Source organism: Mycobacterium sp. Dal123C01, assembly GCF_052566995.1.
In genome coordinates, this window is record NZ_CP199580.1 from 2,829,006 (window position 1) to 2,846,499 (window position 17,494).

The following is a 17,494-nucleotide window of genomic DNA, read 5'->3' on the forward strand; positions in this document are numbered from 1 at the left end:
GATTGCAAAGTCGGCGAAGTCGAAGCCGGGTGCCACCACGCAGCTGACCAGGGCGGGTTCGTCGTCGCGAGGTCGGGCGCGTTGCCAATAACCGGGCGGAACGACCAGTTGCGGGTGCTGCGCACCATTGACATCGGCGCCAATCACATACGTTGTCGTAGTGGACCGTTGGCGCCCCATCTCCAGCATTAGTGGACCGCCGCGATGGAAGAACCACAACTCGGCGCTGCGGACCGCGTGCCAGGCGGACTGTTGGCCCGGCATCAAAAGGAATAGAATCGCCGTGCCGACACTACGTGGGCCAGCGTACTCGGCGGGCAGTGCTGATTGGCCGATCGTCAGGTTGCTGCGCCATGTTTCTCGGAACCAGCCGCCCTCTGGGTGGGGGGACAGCTGCAACCGACGAGCCCAGTCGGGCAATTCAGTCACGACGATCGGCGTGCCGGGTCGGTAAGGGCGGCAACCTCCGGGCTTGTCACGTCTAAACGTTATGTGGGCCAACGCAAACCGCCTACCCACCCTGCGCAGCCTACTTGCCGATTCACGCATGGACGGCCCGAAGGCGGGTTGGCATCCGCGAATGTCCAGCCGTCTGGGTACCTTCCGACTGGTTCAGATGCCGGGCAGTCGCGAGGCGATCTTCACCAAGCCGATCACTGTGGCGGACAAGATCGTCGAGGCGGGACGCGACTAGATCAAGCTTCTGCTAGTCGTCGAAGATGGCGCGGCGGACGGTGCCCTGCGGAGCCGCCGGATCGACGAACCATTCGTGGCTCAACAGCAGCCCGAACACCTGAGGCGGCAATAGCATCAGCAGCCTGAACAAACGCGCGTTGAGCCCCCCGCCGATCTGCGAGCGATGGGCGGCGAACGCGTCTCGCTTCTGCCGGGCGAACCGCCGGACGTCGATCCGGTGGGTGATGGTTGCCCGTGGGGCGTATGCGGTGCGCACCGTGTCGGAATCGTAGGGTGCCGGAAGCCGCAGCCGGCGACAGAGATCGCTGACACGGCGCAACAATTCGCGTGGCATCGTCACTTCGAGCACCCGCGGGGTCGCGGCCAACTCGGCGGCACGCTTGCCGACATGATGAACCTGCACATGATCCCGGTGACCGTACCCGCCGTTGCGCTGATAGCTCAGTAGTAGCTGCGCGTCCTCGTCGCGAAGTATGTCGGCCAGCCGTTGGGCGGCCGTTTCGATGTCGGCTCGCGCGAACCTGACCCGGCCGGGTGGATCCGGGTAGAAGATGGGCCCGTAGCCGCTGTCGGCGTAGTCAAGGCACTCCACCCGGTGCACGCCGAGAATGCCTGCACTCGAAAGCAATTCATCCATCCGAATCTCGGGTTCATCGTCCATGCGTCCGTCGGTCGCGGTGACGAGGACTACCCGGTGCCCCGCTGCCACCGCACCGGCGAGCGTGCCGCCGGTGAGGATCACCTCGTCGTCGGGGTGGGCATGAAAGGCGACCAGGGTGGCCATGGAACCTACTAGGTGGCGACCCCGGCTACCCGCCGGACGCACTGGCGTCCGTGGGCGCGACAAGCCGGGGTGGGGTGGTTTGCCCGCGAAGTGTCACCGTATCACCTAAAGACCAACGGGCACCTTCACTTTCGCCGGCTAAAGCGTAACGAGGCCACGCCCACCGACAACATCAGCCTGCGACCCTCAAGTTTGTCGAACAGGTAGCTTGTCGCCTGCGAGCGTCAACGCAGCTGTGGCATGACCTCGCCGGCGAACAGCTCCAGGTGCGCCAGATCGGACAGATCGAGCAGCTGGGTGTACGCACGCTGCACGCCGATCTCCGCCCAGTGACCCAACTTGTCGACGATCTCGGCGGGCGTGCCGACCAACGGGCTGTTGGAGCGCAGTTCGTCCACGTCCCGGCCGATCACATTGGCGCGGCGGGCCACTTCGCCATCATCGCGGCCGGCGCAGATCACGAACGCGCTCGAGTAAACGATGGAGTCGGCCGGTCTGCCCGCCGTGGCAACCGCCTCGGCTACCCGCTCGCACTGGGCTTTGGCGACGTCGATCGGCACGAACGGGAGATTGAATTCGGCCGCATACGCGGCGGCCAGTGCCGGAGTGCGGTTGGCGCCGACGCCCCCGATCACGATCGGTGGATGCGGGCTTTGCACCGGTTTGGGAAGCGCCGGTGAGCCGGCGACTGTGTAGTGCTTGCCGGCGTAGTCGAATGTCTCACCCGGCTTTGTAGTCCACAACCCCGTGATGATGGCAAGCTGTTCACTAAGCCGGTCGAACCGCTCCCGCACCTGGGGGAACGGAATCCCGTATGCCTGGTGCTCTTTCTCGAACCAGCCGCTGCCGAGGCCCAATTCGACCCGCCCTCCGCTCATTTCGTCGACCTGTGCTACCGCGATAGCCAACGGACCCGGGTAGCGGAAGGTTGCGGAGGTCACCAGCGTGCCAAGGCGGATACTCGACGTTTCCCGGGCGATTGCGCCGAGCGTTACCCACGAATCGGTCGGCCCGGGCAGGCCGTCGCCGCTCATCGCCAGGTAATGGTCGGATCGAAAGAAAGCCACAAAGCCGAGCTGTTCGGCGGTTTGGGCAACGGCGAGCTGGTCGGCGTAGCTGGCGCCTTGTTGTGGCTCGACGAATACACGGAATTCCATGGGCACCTGTCTTTCTTATCTGTCGTAGCTGGCAAAAAACTGTGGCCCCGGGTGTCGGTCAAAGCGATTGACACGGTGAGGCAAAGGCGCGGTTCGGCGTGACGCGCCATTAGTGACCGGGCGCAGGGGCGCACGTGGGTGAGGCCAGCCGGGTGGGGTGCTCGTGCCCGCGCAGTGTCACGGTTTCGCCCAAAGACCAACGCGCACGCTCATTTTCGCTCGCGCCCTGCACGGTATCCGCGGTCGCCAACAATCTGCCCGGGTGCGACTTGGCGAGCTCGCACAGCCGGGCCGCCTCGTTGACGGGTTCACCGATCACGGTGTATTCGAACCGTTCTTTGGCGCCGACGTTGCCGGCGACGACCTGCCCGGCCGCCACACCGACGCCGGCCTCGAGCTCGGACATTTCGCCGGTCAGCCGTTCGCAGATGGCGCGCGCCGCGGCCAGCGCCTCGTCTTCGGGACAGTCGAGGCGATTCGGGGCGCCGAAGATGGCCAGCGATGCGTCGCCTTCGAACTTGTTGACCAGCCCGCGGTGACGGTCCACCTCTTCGACGACGATCGTGAAAAACCGGTTGAGGAACGCAACGACTTCGGCCGGAGGTCGGCTCGTTACCAATTGCGTGGAGCCGACGATGTCGATGAACACGACCGCGACATGGCGTTCTTCCCCGCCCAGTTTCGGGCGTTCACGTTCGGCGGCCAGGGCGACTTCACGCCCGACGTGCCGGCCGAACAGATCGCGCACCCGCTCGCGCTCACGCAGGCCGTCGACCATGGAGTTGAAACCACGCTGCAGCTCGCCGAGCTCGGTGCCGTCGAAGACCACCAGATTGCCCTGCAGATCGCCCTGCTCGACGCGCTTGAGTGCCGCACGGACCACCCGAACGGGTGTCGCCGTCAGCCAGGACAGGATCCACATCAAAACGAAGCCGAAGATCAGCGCCGCGCTCGACACGATCAGCACCGCCACACTCAGTTGGGTCTCGCTCAGATTTCCCAGCGCCAGGGCGAAGAATGCGATCAGTGCGATGCCGAGCACCGGGACACCGGAGCCAAGGAACCAGACCGTCAGGGTTCGGCCCATGATGCCCGGCGCCAGCCGCTGGGGGGCCCGTCCGGCCTCGAGGGCCTGGGCGGCCACCGGTCGCAACCCGAACTCGGTGAACAGGTAGCACGCGGTGGCCACCAGAACCCCGCAGATGCTCACCGAGAAACCCACGATCGGGATGAACAGCTTGTTGACCAGCCCGTAGAGCGTGGTCAACAATGCCGTCCCGATTCCCCACAGGATCAGCACCCCGATCGCCAGCCAGAACGGGACCAGGAAGGTGTTGCGTTCGTCGTCGAGCGTGGGCTTGCGCGATTCGATCGCCCACCGCAGGGCGGTCATTGTCCGGTGGGTAATCCAGTAGGTCCCGAGAGCCAGCGCGACGGCGATGTATCCGGGAGCGACGGCGAAGGTGATCCACCGCGGCGCGTCGGTGAAAATGCTGGGCGACGGTAACGCGACGGCCAGCAGCAGCACGGCCACGCCGAGCCCGATCAGATTCGTGCCGAGGATGAAGACGGTCAGGATGATCTGGATGCGTACCCGGCGTCGGGCCTGGCTCTCGGACAGCCGGCCAAGCAGCAGGGATCCATAGGCCGGCGTCTCGTCCAACCGGCCGCTCTGACGAGTCACCGCCTCAAGCACCCGGCCCAACCGTTGCGCCAAGGTCTTGTTGGCCGACGTCCTCTTTTTGGCCGACATGGTGGCGTCAGCCTAATTTGTCGGTCACGCTCTAAGGTGAGTCGGGTGCGTCTAGTGATCGCCCAGTGCACCGTGGATTACATCGGCCGGCTCACCGCGCATTTGCCCTCGGCGCGCAGATTGCTCCTGTTCAAAGCCGACGGATCGGTCAGTGTGCACGCCGACGACCGCGCCTACAAGCCGTTGAACTGGATGAGTCCGCCCTGCTGGTTGACCGAAGAGCTCAGCGGCGAAACGCCGGTGTGGGTGGTCGAGAACAAAGCGGGCGAGCAGCTGCGCATCAGCGTCGAGGAGATCGAACACGACTCCAGTCACGATCTGGGCATCGACCCCGGGTTGGTCAAGGACGGGGTCGAGGCGCACCTTCAGGCATTGCTCGCTGAACACGTTCAGTTGCTGGGCGAGGGTTTCACGTTGGTCCGCCGCGAGTACATGACCGCGATCGGCCCCGTCGATCTGCTGTGCCGGGATGAACTCGGCGGCTCGGTCGCGGTGGAAATCAAGCGGCGTGGCGAGATCGACGGCGTGGAGCAACTCACCCGCTACCTCGAACTGCTGAATCGCGACAGCGTGCTCGCCCCAGTCAAGGGAGTATTCGCGGCGCAGCAGATTAAACCTCAGGCACGCACTTTAGCCACCGACCGTGGCATTCGTTGCCTCACACTGGATTACGACAGGATGCGAGGAATGGACAGCGACGAGTACCGGCTGTTCTGACTTGCCCGATTAGACTTGCTGGCATGGCTCGGCGCCGCACACCGCCCCGCCGGCAACAGCTACCCCCGCTGCCGGCGGTCTTGAATCGGGTAGAAACCGGGCCCGACGGCCACGAGTACGAAGTGCGCCCGGTCGCGGCAGCGCGCGCCGCCAAGACCTACCGCTGCCCCGGCTGCGATCACGAAATCCGTTCCGGCACTGCGCATCTAGTGGTATGGCCGGCGGACTCAGCCGGCGGCGCGCTGCAAACAAGAGAAGAGGACCGTCGGCATTGGCACACCCCATGCTGGACCAATCGGGCGAACCGCAGCCCGACCCGAAGGTGGTCGTGAACTTAGTGCGCGGCTAGGAAGCCTGCTCGACCAACTCGATCAGTACGCCGCCGGCATCCTTGGGGTGGATGAAGTTGATCCGCGAGTTCGCTGTGCCGCGGCGCGGCGCCTCGTAGACCAGCCGCACGCCCTGCTCGAGCAGCCGCTCGCAGAGGGCGTCGAGGTCGCTGACCCGGACGGCCATCTGCTGGATGCCCGGTCCGCGCTTGTCCAGGAACTTCGCGATCGTCGAGGAGTCGTCGATCGGCGCCATCAACTGGATCTGCGCGGTGCCGGCCAGACCACCGGGCACGGCGATCATCGCTTCGCGGATTCCCTGGTCCTCGTTGACTTCCTCATGCACCAGGATCATGCCGAGGGTGTCGTGGTACCAGGCGATGGCTGCGTCGAGGTCGGCGACTGCGATGCCGACGTGATCGATCGCCGTCACCAACGAGGTGGCCAGGATCTGACGGGCGTCAACTTGATCGGTCGTCATCACATAAAGGTAACCTGACGGCAAAGATTGCGCTTCTCGGGGAGGCCAAATCGGCCGCCCGCGAATGGCTAGGAGGTTGTCATGACGACGTCGGTGATCGTTGCTGGGGCGCGGACCCCGATCGGCAAGCTGATGGGTTCGCTGAAGGATTTTTCGGCCAGCGATCTGGGTGCCATCGCGATCGCCGGGGCGCTGGAGAAGGCCTTCCCAAATAGCGATGTGGCGGCCGATCTGGTCGAATACGTGATCATGGGCCAGGTGCTGACCGCCGGGGCCGGCCAGATGCCCGCCCGCCAGGCAGCGGTAGCGGCCGGCATCGGATGGGACGTTCCGGCGCTGACCATCAACAAGATGTGCCTGTCCGGTATTGACGCCATCGCGCTCGCTGACCAGCTGATTCGCGCCGGGGAGTTCGACGTCGTGGTGGCCGGTGGTCAAGAGTCCATGACGAAGGCACCGCATTTGCTGATGGACAGCCGTGCCGGCTACAAGTACGGCGACGTGACGGTGCTCGATCACATGGCCTACGACGGCCTGCACGACGTGTTCACCGACCAGCCGATGGGCGCGCTCACCGAGCAGCGCAACGACGTCGACAAGTTCACCCGCGTCGAGCAGGACGAGTTCGCTGCCCAGTCCCATCAAAAGGCGGCCGCAGCGTGGAAGGACGGCGTCTTCACCGACGAAGTGGTGCCGGTGAACATCCCGCAGCGCAAGGGTGATCCGCTGCAGTTCACCGAGGATGAGGGGATTCGGGCAAACACCACCGCCGAGTCGTTGGCCGGTCTCAAGCCGGCCTTCCGCAGCGATGGCACCATCACCGCGGGCTCGGCGTCCCAGATCTCCGACGGCGCGGCCGCGGTCGTGGTGATGAACAAGGACAAGGCGCAGGAGCTAGGGCTGTCGTGGCTTGTCGAGATCGGTGCTCACGGCGTCGTGGCGGGGCCCGATTCGACGCTGCAGTCGCAGCCGGCCAACGCGATCAAGAAGGCACTTGGCCGTGAGGGCATCTCGGTTGACCAGCTCGACGTGGTGGAGATCAACGAGGCGTTCGCGGCGGTAGCGCTGGCCTCCACCCGCGAACTCGGCTTGGACCCCGAGATCGTCAACGTCAACGGCGGCGCGATCGCGGTGGGACATCCCATTGGCATGTCAGGCGCCCGGATCGCGCTGCACGTGGCCCTGGAACTGGCGCGGCGCGGCTCGGGTTACGGCGTCGCCGCGCTGTGCGGAGCCGGCGGCCAGGGCGACGCGCTGATTCTGCGGGCCGGCTAACTTCCGAGGCGATCCCGACGCTCGTCGTTGCGACGTTGCTGGAACGCGACGTTCGGGGATCGTTGTGATTTTGGTCATATGAGCTGGCCCGGAGCCCTCGCAGCGCCGATTTTCGGCCGGTTTTGCCCGTGCCGGAACACCCGCGCCACCGAGTGGATCGCTAGTCGGCGCGCATGACAGACTTGACGGCGTGACGCGTCCGAGATCCTCGATCGGGCCCGCGCTGGCCGGTGCGGTCGACCTGTCCGCTCTCAAGCAGCGGGCTCAGCAGAGCGCTCCGGCCGCTGGCGCCCCGGGCCCGTCAACGCCCGCGGGGCCGGGTACCACAGAGGTCACCGAGGCCAATTTCGAAGCCGAAGTGCTCGTCCGCTCCGACGAAGTGCCCGTCGTGGTCGTCTTGTGGTCGCCGCGCAGCGACGCCTGCGTCGAATTAGTCGACACTCTCGCCGGCCTGGCCGTCGAGGACGACGGAATATGGTCGCTGGCGACGGTGAATGTCGATGTGGCACCCAGGGTGGCCCAGATCTTCGGTGTCGAGGCGGTCCCCACGGTCGTCGCCTTGGCCGCCGGTCAGCCGCTGTCCAGCTTCCAAGGCATACAACCTGCCGATCAGTTGCGCCGCTGGTTGGACCAACTGCTGTCGTCGACGGCCGGAAAGTTAAAGGGCTCAACCGACTCCGAGGACGCGGCGGAAGTCGATCCGGAGTTGACACAAGCCCGCGAGCAGCTGGAAGCCGGTGACTTCGAGGCGGCCAAACAGTCCTATCAGGCGTTGCTGAATGCCAACCCGGACAGCGTCGAGGCGAAGGCCGCAATCCGCCAGATCGACTTCCTCACGCGCGCAACCGCACAACGTCCCGATGCCGTGGCCGTCGCGGATGCCGCTCCGGGGGACATCGAAGCGGCCTTCGCGGCAGCCGATGTGCAAATCCTCAGCCAGGATGTGACGGCGGCGTTCGAGCGCTTGACCACGTTGGTGCGCAGCACATCCGGAGACGAACGCATCCAAGTGCGAACCCGGTTGATCGAGTTGTTCGAACTCTTCGATCCTGCCGACCCCGAGGTCGTGCTCGGTCGGCGAAACCTCGCCAACGCGCTCTACTGACTACTCCGGTTCCAGCCACAAGGCTGACGTGGGTGGCAACACCAGCAGCGCCGATGCCGGCCGGCCATGCCACGGGTCCTCGGTGGCGTCGACGCCGCCGAGGTTGCCGATTCCGGAGCCGTGGTAATCCGTCGCGTCGGTGTTGAGTACCTCGCGCCAGCGCCCCGCGGCGGGCAGACCCAGGCGGTATCCGCTGTGCTCCGATCCCGCGAAATTGAACACGCAGGCCATGACCGAGCCATCCTTGCCATAACGCAGGAAGCTCAACACGTTGTTGGCGGAATCGTTGGCATCGATCCACGAATAGCCGTCGGGGGTGGTGTCCTGGCTCCACAGCGCCGGATGGCCACGGTAGATGGCATTGAGGTCGCGCACGAAACGCAGCACCCCGTTGGAAAAGCCTTGCTCGTCGAGCTGCCACCAATCCAAACCATGCTGCTCGGACCACTCGGCGCGCTGCCCGAATTCCTGTCCCATGAACAACAATTGCTTACCGGGGTGGGCCCATTGATAGGCGAGCAGGCTGCGCAGCCCGGCGGCTTTGACGTGATTGTTGCCCGGCATCCTGCTCCACAGCGTGCCCTTGCCGTGCACCACCTCGTCGTGGCTGAGCGGGAGCACGAAGTTCTCGCTGAACGCATACAGCAACGAGAACGTCATCTCATGGTGGTGGTAGTTGCGGTAGATCGGGTCGCGGCCGATGTAGTCGAGCGTGTCATGCATCCAGCCCATGTTCCACTTCATCGAAAAGCCCAGGCCGCCAAGGTTGGTCGGTCGCGTCACACCCGGCCACGACGTCGATTCCTCGGCGATCGTGACGATGCCCGGCGCGGCTTTGTGTGCCGTGGCGTTCAACTCCTGCAGGAACTGGACTGCTTCGAGGTTTTCTCGTCCGCCGTAGATGTTGGGTGTCCAGCCGTCCGCGGGGCGCGAGTAGTCCAGGTAGAGCATCGACGCCACCGCATCCACCCGCAGCCCGTCGATGTGATACTCCTCGAGCCAGTACAACGCGTTCGCGACGAGGAAGTTACGCACCTCGCGGCGGCCGAAGTCGAAAACGTAAGTACCCCAGTCGAGTTGCTCGCCCCGCTTGGGGTCGGAATGCTCGAAGAGCGGAGTGCCGTCAAAGCGGCCCAGCGCCCACGCATCCTTGGGGAAGTGCGCGGGGACCCAGTCCACGATGACGCCGATGCCGGCCTGATGTAGTGCGTCGACGAGCGCCCGAAAATCATCGGGCGTGCCGAATCGCGACGTCGGCGCGTAGTAGGAGGTGACCTGATATCCCCAGGATCCGGCGAACGGATGCTCGGCGACCGGCAGCAGCTCTACATGGGTAAACCCATGTTCGACAACATAATTCGTCAGGTCCTCGGCAAGCTGGCGATACGTGAGCCCGGGTCGCCACGAGCCAAGATGCACCTCGTAGGTGCTCATCGGCTCGAACACCGGATTGCGCTGCGCGCGCTGGGTCAGCCAATCCTCGTCGGCCCAGGTGTAGTTGCTCGTCGTCACCCGCGACGCGGTGTGGGGAGGTACTTCGGTGGCAAACGCGAACGGGTCGGCCCGCTCGGTGACGACGCCGTCCGCCCCGTGCACGCGAAACTTGTACAGGCCGTCGTCCGGGAACCCGGGCCAGAACAACTCCCATACCCCGGTGGAGCCCAGCGCTCGCATCGGAGACTCATTGCCGGTCCAGCCGTTGAACTCGCCGATCAAGCTGATGCCCTTGGCGTTTGGCGCCCACACGGCGAACGACACGCCGGCGACGTCGCCGTCGGCGGTGGTGAATGTGCGGGGATGGGCCCCAAGGACCTCCCAGAGTCGCTCGTGGCGACCCTCGGAGAACAGGTGAAGGTCGACCTCGCCCAGGGTGGGCAGGAAGCGGTAGGCATCGGCGGTGACGTGCGCGCCGGAGCCATAGTTCACGCTCAGCCGGTAGTCGATGAGGTTCGTGAACGGCAACGCGACGGCGAACAAACCGGATTCGAGGTGTTGCAGCGCGAACTCGTCGTCACCGACGACGGCGACGACTTCCTCCGCATGCGGACGGAAGGCCCGGATGACTGTGTGGTCGCCGTACTCGTGAGCGCCCAGGATGCTGTGCGGGTTGTGGTGTGTGCCGGCCACCAGGCGGGCCAAGTCGCCCGGATCAGGCGCCAGGTGCGTCCTGGCGAGTTGATCGGTGCGGCTCTCGGTTCGGCTCATGCGGTTATCCCCTTTCGGGACCTGTTACCTCCTGCGCAGCAATGTGTCTCGAGACTCCTGCGGGATGAGTGGCATGTTGATGATGTGGGCGACTGCCTGCCCAGGATCGATGCGAACGTAATTTGACTGCCCCCACTGGAATTCCTGGCCGGTTATCTCATCGCGCACCCAAAATCGCTCATAGGGCTCCATACCCAATGCCGCCATGTCTAACCACAGGGTGGCTTCCTCCGGCCCGAATGCGTTGAGCGTCACCACCACCAAGACACAGTCCCCGGTGGCCGGATCGAACTTGCTGAAGGCCAGTAACGCATCGTTGTCGATGCCGTGAAAGTGGATGGTGCGTAGTTGCTGCAGAGCGGGATGCACCCGGCGAATTGCGTTGAGCTGTTTGAGCAACGGTTCGAGCGATCTTCCTTCGGCGAGTGCCGCCGCATAGTCGCGGGGCCGTAATTCGTACTTCTCCGAGTCGAGATATTCCTCGCTGCCCTCGCGTACCGCGCGGTGCTCGAAGAGCTCGTAGCCCGAGTAGACACCCCAGGCCGGACTCAGCGTCGCCGCCAGCGCCGCGCGAATGGCGAACATGCCGGGGCCGTTGTGCTGCAGTATCGCGTGCAGGATATCGGGGGTGTTCACGAACAGGTTCGGGCGTCGGAAGTCGGCGAGCGCGGCGATGTCGTTGCCGAATTCGGTGAGTTCCCACTTGGCTATCCGCCAGGTGAAGTAGCTGTATGACTGGGTGAAGCCCAGTTTGGCCAGCCCGTACTGGCGGGCCGGCGGGGTGAACGCTTCGGACAGGAACAGCACGTCGGGATCGATGTCTTTGACCTGACCGATCAACCACGCCCAGAAGTCGGGCGGCTTGGTGTGCGGGTTGTCGACCCGAAAGAACTTGATGCCGTGGTCAATCCAATGCCGGACCACGCGCAACACCTCGTCGTAGAGGCCCGCGGGATCGTTGTCGAAGTTGAGCGGATAGATGTCCTGGTATTTCTTCGGCGGATTCTCCGCGTAGGCGATGGTGCCGTCCGGCAACTCGGTGAACCACTGTCGGTGCTCACGCGCCCAGGGGTGATCCGGGGCGCACTGCAGTGCCAGGTCCAAGGAGACTTCCATGCCCAGATCGCGTGCCGCGGCAACGAAGTCGTCAAAGTCGTCGATGGTGCCCAGGTTCGGATGAATCGCATCGTGGCCACCCTCGTCACTCCCAATGGCCCAGGGAGAGCCCACATCCCCGGGAGCCGCGGTAGGAGAGTTGTTGCGCCCCTTGCGGTGTACCTTGCCGATCGGATGGATCGGCGGCAGGTACACGACGTCGAACCCCATGTCGGCGATTCGCGGAAGATCAGCGGCTGCGGTGGCGAAGGTGCCGTGCACGAGGTTCCCGTCGGCGTCCCAGCCGCCGGTCGAACGCGGAAACATCTCGTACCACGAGCCGAACCGGGCCAGTGGCCGATCCACCCAGACCCCGTACTGCTCGCCGCGGGTGACGATGTCCCGCAGCGGATAGGCGTCCAAGATCTCCTCGATCTCGGGAGCCAGCGCCAGCGCGGTGCGCGTCACCGGATCGCCGGGCGCACGCAACGCCGCGGCGGCAGTCAGCAGCGGATCGCGACCTGCGCGCGGCACCCCGGTCGCGGCGCGCTCGAACAACGCAGCGCCGATCAGCAGATCGTTGGACAGCTCTTTTTCGCCTTGGCCGGCGTCCAGCTTGGCAACCAGCCCGTGCCGCCAGGTGTGAATCGGGTCACCCCAACCGTCCACGCGGTAGGTCCACAGCCCGACCCGGTCGGGCGTGAACTGGCCGTGGAAGACGTAAGGCTCCAGGCCCATCGTCATCGGCAGCTGCAGCGGTTTGACCCGCTCGGCAGGCTTGCCGTCGAGCGTGGACGCCACCCGTTCGGGCGTCTGGACCGCTGTGACTCGACGCATCTCTGTGACCTGCGGATAGCGCGGTCCCAGATAACGCACTACCAGGGTCGCCGCAACAGCCTCGTGGCCTTCTCGCCACACTGCGGCGCTGACTGGGATCGTCTCTCCGACCACCGCTTTGGCGGGGTACGCGCCGCAGGAAACGACGGGCTGCACGTTATCGATCTCGACACGACCGGGCACCACCACTCCGTTCCGTCCGATTGTCAGCGGGCAAACCGCGGATTGTGCCGCGCCGCGGAACGCCTGTCATCTGAAGAAGCTTCGCCTCGTGGGGAATTTCCTGTACCGGGGAAGCGTCTTTGCGGCCCCAATAACTACCCGTACCCACCCTAGTGTCCGGTCACACACGCTCGACGGCGAACGGTCGACACTGGACCTGCAAACCTGGCGATCCTCAGTAAGGTAGTCACGTGTGAAAGCCCTCCGTCGCTTTACCGTCCGTGCCCATCTGCCCGAGCGGCTCGCCGCACTGGAACAGCTGTCGATCAATCTGCGGTGGTCCTGGGACAAGGCGACGCAAGACTTATTCGCGAGCATTGATCCAACGCTGTGGACGAATTGTGGCAACGATCCCGTGGCCCTGCTGGGCGCCGTCAACCCGGCTCGTCTCGACGAGTTAGCGCTCGACGAAGGGTTCCTGCGCTGGCTCGACGAGCTGTCCGCCAACTTGAACGACTACCTGAACCGTCCGCTGTGGTATCAGCAACAGCAGGAGGCCGGGGTCGCGACGCCGACCGGTATTGCCTACTTCTCGATGGAGTTCGGGGTTGCCGAGGTGCTGCCCAATTACTCGGGCGGCCTGGGCATCCTCGCCGGCGATCACCTCAAGTCCGCGTCCGATCTGGGCGTACCGCTGATCGCCGTGGGGCTCTACTACCGCTCCGGGTATTTCCGGCAGTCGCTGACCGCGGAAGGCTGGCAAAACGAGACCTATCCGTCGCTGGATCCGCAGGGGCTCCCGCTGCGGTTGCTCACCGATGCCGCCGGTGATCCCGCGCTGGTGGAACTGACGTTGCCCGACGCCGCGCGCCTGTCCGCGCGGGTATGGGTGGCGCAGGTGGGTCGGGTTCCGCTGCTGCTGCTCGATTCCGACGTTCCCGAGAATGAGCACGATCTGCGCAGCGTGACCGACCGCCTGTACGGCGGCGACCAGGAACACCGGATGCGACAGGAGATCCTGGCCGGCATCGGTGGGGTGCGAGCGATCCGCGCGTTCACCGCTATCGAAGGCCTGCCCGCCCCCGAGGTATTCCACATGAACGAGGGGCACGCGGGGTTCCTCGGCGTGGAACGCATTCGCGAACTGATTACCAATTCCGGATTGGACTTCGACACTGCCCTCACGGTGGTGCGGTCCAGCACTGTCTTCACCACCCACACGCCGGTGCCTGCCGGTATCGACCGCTTCCCGGTCGAGATGGTGCGGCTCTACTTCGACGACCACCTGGACGAGGATCTCGACGACCGGGCGCCCGCGTTGCTGCCGGGTGTGCCGATCAATCGGGTGATCGCGCTCGGCGCCGAGGACGATGTGACCAAGTTCAATATGGCGCATATGGGGATGCGGCTTGCGCAACGGGCCAACGGCGTCTCGCTACTTCACGGCCGAGTGAGCCGGGCCATGTTCAACGAGCTCTGGCCGGGATTCGACCGCGCCGAGGTGCCGATCGGGTCGATCACCAACGGCGTGCACGCCCGCACCTGGGCGGCGCCGCAATGGTTGCAGCTGGGCCATGAGCTAGCCGGTTCGGACTCGTTCAGCGATCCGGGCGTGTGGCTGCGACTGCGGGAAGTCGACACGGGCCACCTGTGGTGGATCCGCTCACAACTGCGATCACTCCTCGTCGACGACGTCCGGCGGCGGCTGCGCCGTTCGTGGCTGGAGCGCGGCGCGTCTGACGCTGAATTAGGTTGGATTGCAACTGCTTTCGATCCAGAAGTGCTCACCATCGGGTTCGCCCGTCGGGTGCCCACCTACAAGCGGTTGACGCTGATGCTCAGCGACCCCGACCGCCTGGAACAACTGCTGCTGAACGAAGAGCGGCCGATCCAGTTGATCGTCGCCGGTAAATCACACCCGGCCGACGACGGGGGCAAAGCCCTGATCCAGCAAGTGGTGCGCTTCGCCGACCGGCCCGAGGTGCGCCACCGCATCGCCTTCCTGCCCGACTACGACATGTCCATGGCCCGGTTGCTGTATTGGGGCTGCGACGTCTGGCTCAACAACCCGCTGCGGCCGTTGGAGGCCTGCGGCACTTCGGGAATGAAGAGCGCGCTCAACGGCGGATTGAACCTGTCCATTCGCGACGGTTGGTGGGACGAGTGGTACGACGGCGAAAACGGTTGGGAGATACCGTCGGCCGACGGGGTGAGCCACGAGGAGCGGCGCGACGAGCTGGAGTCCAGCGCCCTCTACGACTTGCTGGAGCGAGCGGTGGCGCCGAAGTTCTATGAGCGCGACGAACACGGGGTGCCGCCGCGCTGGATCGAAATGGTGCGGCACACCGTCCAAACGCTCGGCCCCAAGGTGCTGGCTTCCCGGATGGTGCGCGACTACGTCGAGCAGTACTACACGCCGGCGGCCGAATCGCTGCGCAAGACCATCGCCGACACTGGTGAGGGCGAATTCGGTGCCGCGCGCGAGCTGGCCGCCTACCGGCGGCGCGCCGAGCAGGCGTGGCCCAAGATCCAGATCACCGACGTCGATTCCACCGGTTTGCCCGATACTCCGGTGCTCGGCTCGAAGCTCACCCTGACCGCGACCGTGCAGCTCGCCGGGCTCGCGCCCGACGAGGTCACCGTGCAGGCGGTGGTGGGCCGGGTCGACACCGGTGATGCACTGCTGGACCCGGTCACCGTCGAAATGTCGTACACCGGTACCGCCGAAGGGGGCAGCCAGGTGTTCTCGACGACCACCTCGCTGCCGGTGGCGGGAGCGGTCGGTTACACGGTCCGGGTGCTGCCGCATCATCCGATGCTGGCGGCCGGCAGCGAGCTCGGCCTGGTCACTCTCGCCGGATAGCCCGTGTCAGGCGGACAGGCCGTCGGGCGTGGCGCGTAGCCGCTCGAGGGCGCTGCGGACCTGCGCGGCGTTGGTGGTCTGCCAGAACGGCGGCAGCGATGCGCGCAGGTAGCCGCCGTAGCGGGCGGTGGCCATCCGCGAGTCGAGTACCGCCACCACTCCGCGGTCGCTGACGCGGCGCAGCAGCCGCCCCGAGCCCTGCGCCAGCAATAGCGCCGCATGGCTTGCCGCGACGGCCATGAAACCGTTGCCGCCGCGGGCGGCCACTGCTCGCTGCCGGGCACCCAGCAGCGGATCGTCCGGCCGCGGGAACGGGATCCGGTCGATCAGCACCAACGACAGCGACGGCCCCGGCACGTCGACGCCCTGCCACAACGACAGCGTGCCGAACAACGAGGTTTCCGCTTCGGCGCTGAACTGTTCGACCAACGCCGAGGTGCTGTCGTCGCCCTGACACAACACCGGCGTGGACAGCCGTTCGCGCATGGCCTCGGCCGCGGACCGGGCGGCGCGCATCGACGAGAACAGCCCCAGGGTGCGCCCGCCGGCGGCGGTGATCAGTTCGGCGATCTCGGTCAACTGCTCGGCAGAGCCGGTGCCGTCACGCCCCGGCGGCGGCAAATGTGCGGCCACGTAGAGGATTCCCGCCTTGGCGTGCTGGAACGGCGATCCGACATCGAGGCCACGCCAAGACGGGTAGTCGGTGCTGTCGTCGGGTCCGGTCAGACCCCATGCCGCGGCCATCGCGTCAAAGGACCCGCCGACCGTCAGCGTGGCCGAGGTCAGCACGGTCGTCGACCGAGAGAACACGTGGTAGCGCAGCAGGCCGGCCACCGTCAGCGGCGCCACTCGCAGTACGGGGCGCGGTGCACCTCGGTTGTCCTCGTGATCCAGCCAAACCACTTCGGTGCGATCGGGAATAGCCGGCCCGAACGACGCCAGGATCCGCGACGTTGTGTCGGTGATCTCACTCAGTGCCGCAACGGCTTCCGCGCGCGCCGCGGCCGCCTTGGCGTCGCTGGTGGTGTCGATGTCGGAGCGCGCCGCGCTGGCCACGTCGCGCAGCGCCCGCAGGTAGGTCGCCATCTCGTCGTCGAGATGATCGATACGGCCCGGTGTGGCGTCATGGATGGCCGCGGCGAAGGTGGCGGTCGTGGCCTCCAGGCGATGGATCAGCTCCGGATGCACCAGGCGGGTGATCCGCCGGGCGGCGACACCCAGGGACGCCGACGTCAACTCCGCGGTGGCCACCGATGTCACCCGGTCGACCAACTCGTGCGCCTCGTCGACTACCAGCAGCGAATGTTCGGGCAGCACGGTCGATTCGGAGACGGCGTCGATGGCCAGCAGGGCGTGATTGGTGACGACGACGTCGGCCACGCCGGCGCGGCCGCGGGCGCGTTCGGAAAAGCACTCCGAGCCAAACGGGCAGCGGGCGACCCCGAGACATTCCCGCGCCGAAACGCTGACCTGTGACCAGGATCGTTCTGGCACACCGGGTTTGAGGTCATCACGGTCACCCGTATCGGTCGTCGAGGCCCAGGCGGTGAGTCGTTGCACGTCGCGGCCCAGGGCGCTGGCCGCCATCGGGTTGAACAGCTCCTCTTGTGGCCGTCCCTCGTCGGCATCCGGCTCGTCGGTAGAGCCGTTGTGAATTTTATTCAGGCACAGGTAGTTCCGTCGCCCCTTGAGCAACGCGAACTGCGGGGAATGCGGCAGCGCGTCGGCGAGTGCGTCGGCCAACCGCGGCAGGTCGCGATCGACAAGCTGGCGCTGCAGGGCGATCGTCGCGGTCGAGACCACGACCGGCGTCTCGTCGGCGATCGCGTGGACGATCGCGGGAATCAGATACGCCAGCGACTTGCCGGTTCCGGTGCCCGCCTGCACGGCAAGGTGTTCACCGGTATCGAATGCGCGCGCGACCGCGGCGGCCATCTCCTGCTGGCCGCTGCGGTCGCTGCCGCCGAGCGCGGCCACGGCAATGGCCAGCAGCTCGGGCACGGACCTGGAAGCGGACTCCGACACGTGTCGACGT

Annotated in this window: 12 protein-coding genes and 1 pseudogene; 5 read left to right on the top strand and 8 right to left on the bottom strand. The window is 65.8% G+C overall.

Annotated features, from left to right (window positions below):
- The 4 genes and pseudogenes from ACTXG5_RS13560 to ACTXG5_RS13575 form a co-directional block, all read right to left on the bottom strand.
- Window positions 1–429 (bottom strand): annotated as a pseudogene (locus ACTXG5_RS13560) (cupin domain-containing protein); the annotation flags it as partial.
- Window positions 430–706: 277 nt separating this feature from the next.
- Window positions 707–1,480: a PIG-L deacetylase family protein gene (locus ACTXG5_RS13565; protein WP_445164120.1), complete on the bottom strand. Its 774-nt coding sequence runs from the start codon at window positions 1,478–1,480 to the stop codon at window positions 707–709.
- Window positions 1,481–1,704: 224 nt separating this feature from the next.
- Entirely contained in the window at window positions 1,705–2,637 is a 933-nt protein-coding gene (locus ACTXG5_RS13570; protein WP_445164121.1) for an LLM class F420-dependent oxidoreductase, read from the bottom strand.
- Window positions 2,638–2,746: 109 nt separating this feature from the next.
- On the bottom strand, window positions 2,747–4,390 hold the full coding sequence (locus ACTXG5_RS13575; RefSeq protein WP_445164122.1) for an adenylate/guanylate cyclase domain-containing protein: 1,644 nt from the start codon (window positions 4,388–4,390) through the stop codon (window positions 2,747–2,749).
- Window positions 4,391–4,435: 45 nt separating this feature from the next.
- Between ACTXG5_RS13575 and nucS the strand changes: the two genes are divergently transcribed.
- Both nucS and ACTXG5_RS13585 read left to right on the top strand, forming a co-directional pair.
- Entirely contained in the window at window positions 4,436–5,107 is a 672-nt protein-coding gene (nucS, locus tag ACTXG5_RS13580; protein ID WP_445164123.1) for an endonuclease NucS, read from the top strand.
- Between the two features lie 23 nt (window positions 5,108–5,130).
- On the top strand, window positions 5,131–5,439 hold the full coding sequence (locus ACTXG5_RS13585) for a hypothetical protein (RefSeq protein ID WP_445164124.1): 309 nt from the start codon (window positions 5,131–5,133) through the stop codon (window positions 5,437–5,439).
- A 13-nt stretch (window positions 5,440–5,452) separates the two neighbouring features.
- Here ACTXG5_RS13585 and mce read toward each other — a convergent pair whose 3' ends face one another.
- Entirely contained in the window at window positions 5,453–5,920 is a 468-nt protein-coding gene (gene mce, locus ACTXG5_RS13590; protein WP_445164125.1) for a methylmalonyl-CoA epimerase, read from the bottom strand.
- 78 nt (window positions 5,921–5,998) lie between these two features.
- Between mce and ACTXG5_RS13595 the strand changes: the two genes are divergently transcribed.
- Entirely contained in the window at window positions 5,999–7,192 is a 1,194-nt protein-coding gene (locus tag ACTXG5_RS13595; RefSeq protein ID WP_445164126.1) for an acetyl-CoA C-acetyltransferase, read from the top strand.
- A gap of 190 nt (window positions 7,193–7,382) precedes the next feature.
- A complete protein-coding gene (locus ACTXG5_RS13600; RefSeq protein ID WP_445164127.1) occupies window positions 7,383–8,297 on the top strand; it encodes a co-chaperone YbbN in 915 nt (304 codons plus the stop codon).
- Here the strand turns inward: ACTXG5_RS13600 and glgB are convergent, their stop codons facing one another.
- Both glgB and ACTXG5_RS13610 read right to left on the bottom strand, forming a co-directional pair.
- Window positions 8,298–10,502, bottom strand: coding sequence for a 1,4-alpha-glucan branching protein GlgB (gene glgB, locus ACTXG5_RS13605; protein WP_445164128.1), 2,205 nt, complete (start codon window positions 10,500–10,502; stop codon window positions 8,298–8,300). It lies immediately after the preceding gene.
- 24 nt (window positions 10,503–10,526) lie between these two features.
- On the bottom strand, window positions 10,527–12,617 hold the full coding sequence (locus tag ACTXG5_RS13610) for an alpha-1,4-glucan--maltose-1-phosphate maltosyltransferase (RefSeq protein WP_445164129.1): 2,091 nt from the start codon (window positions 12,615–12,617) through the stop codon (window positions 10,527–10,529).
- 232 nt (window positions 12,618–12,849) lie between these two features.
- Here ACTXG5_RS13610 and glgP point away from each other — a divergent pair, with 232 nt between their 5' ends.
- Window positions 12,850–15,459 carry an alpha-glucan family phosphorylase gene (glgP, locus tag ACTXG5_RS13615; RefSeq protein ID WP_445164130.1) on the top strand — a complete coding sequence of 870 codons (2,610 nt, stop codon included), beginning with the start codon at window positions 12,850–12,852 and terminating at the stop codon, window positions 15,457–15,459.
- 6 nt (window positions 15,460–15,465) lie between these two features.
- Here the strand turns inward: glgP and ACTXG5_RS13620 are convergent, their stop codons facing one another.
- The gene (locus ACTXG5_RS13620; protein ID WP_445164131.1) at window positions 15,466–17,484 is read right to left on the bottom strand and encodes an ATP-dependent DNA helicase; all 2,019 of its coding nucleotides are present in this window, start codon (window positions 17,482–17,484) and stop codon (window positions 15,466–15,468) included.
- Window positions 17,485–17,494 lie beyond the last annotated feature (10 nt).

Excerpts from the sequence above, each read along its gene's own strand:
- ACTXG5_RS13565 (WP_445164120.1), bottom strand. The coding sequence starts at position 1,480 with ATGGCCACCCTGGTCGCCTTTCATGCCCACCCCGACGACGAGGTGATC.
- ACTXG5_RS13570 (WP_445164121.1), bottom strand. The coding sequence starts at position 2,637 with ATGGAATTCCGTGTATTCGTCGAGCCACAACAAGGCGCCAGCTACGCC.
- ACTXG5_RS13575 (WP_445164122.1), bottom strand. The coding sequence starts at position 4,390 with ATGTCGGCCAAAAAGAGGACGTCGGCCAACAAGACCTTGGCGCAACGG.
- ACTXG5_RS13585 (WP_445164124.1), top strand. The coding sequence starts at position 5,131 with ATGGCTCGGCGCCGCACACCGCCCCGCCGGCAACAGCTACCCCCGCTG.
- ACTXG5_RS13595 (WP_445164126.1), top strand. The coding sequence starts at position 5,999 with ATGACGACGTCGGTGATCGTTGCTGGGGCGCGGACCCCGATCGGCAAG.
- glgB (WP_445164128.1), bottom strand. The coding sequence starts at position 10,502 with ATGAGCCGAACCGAGAGCCGCACCGATCAACTCGCCAGGACGCACCTG.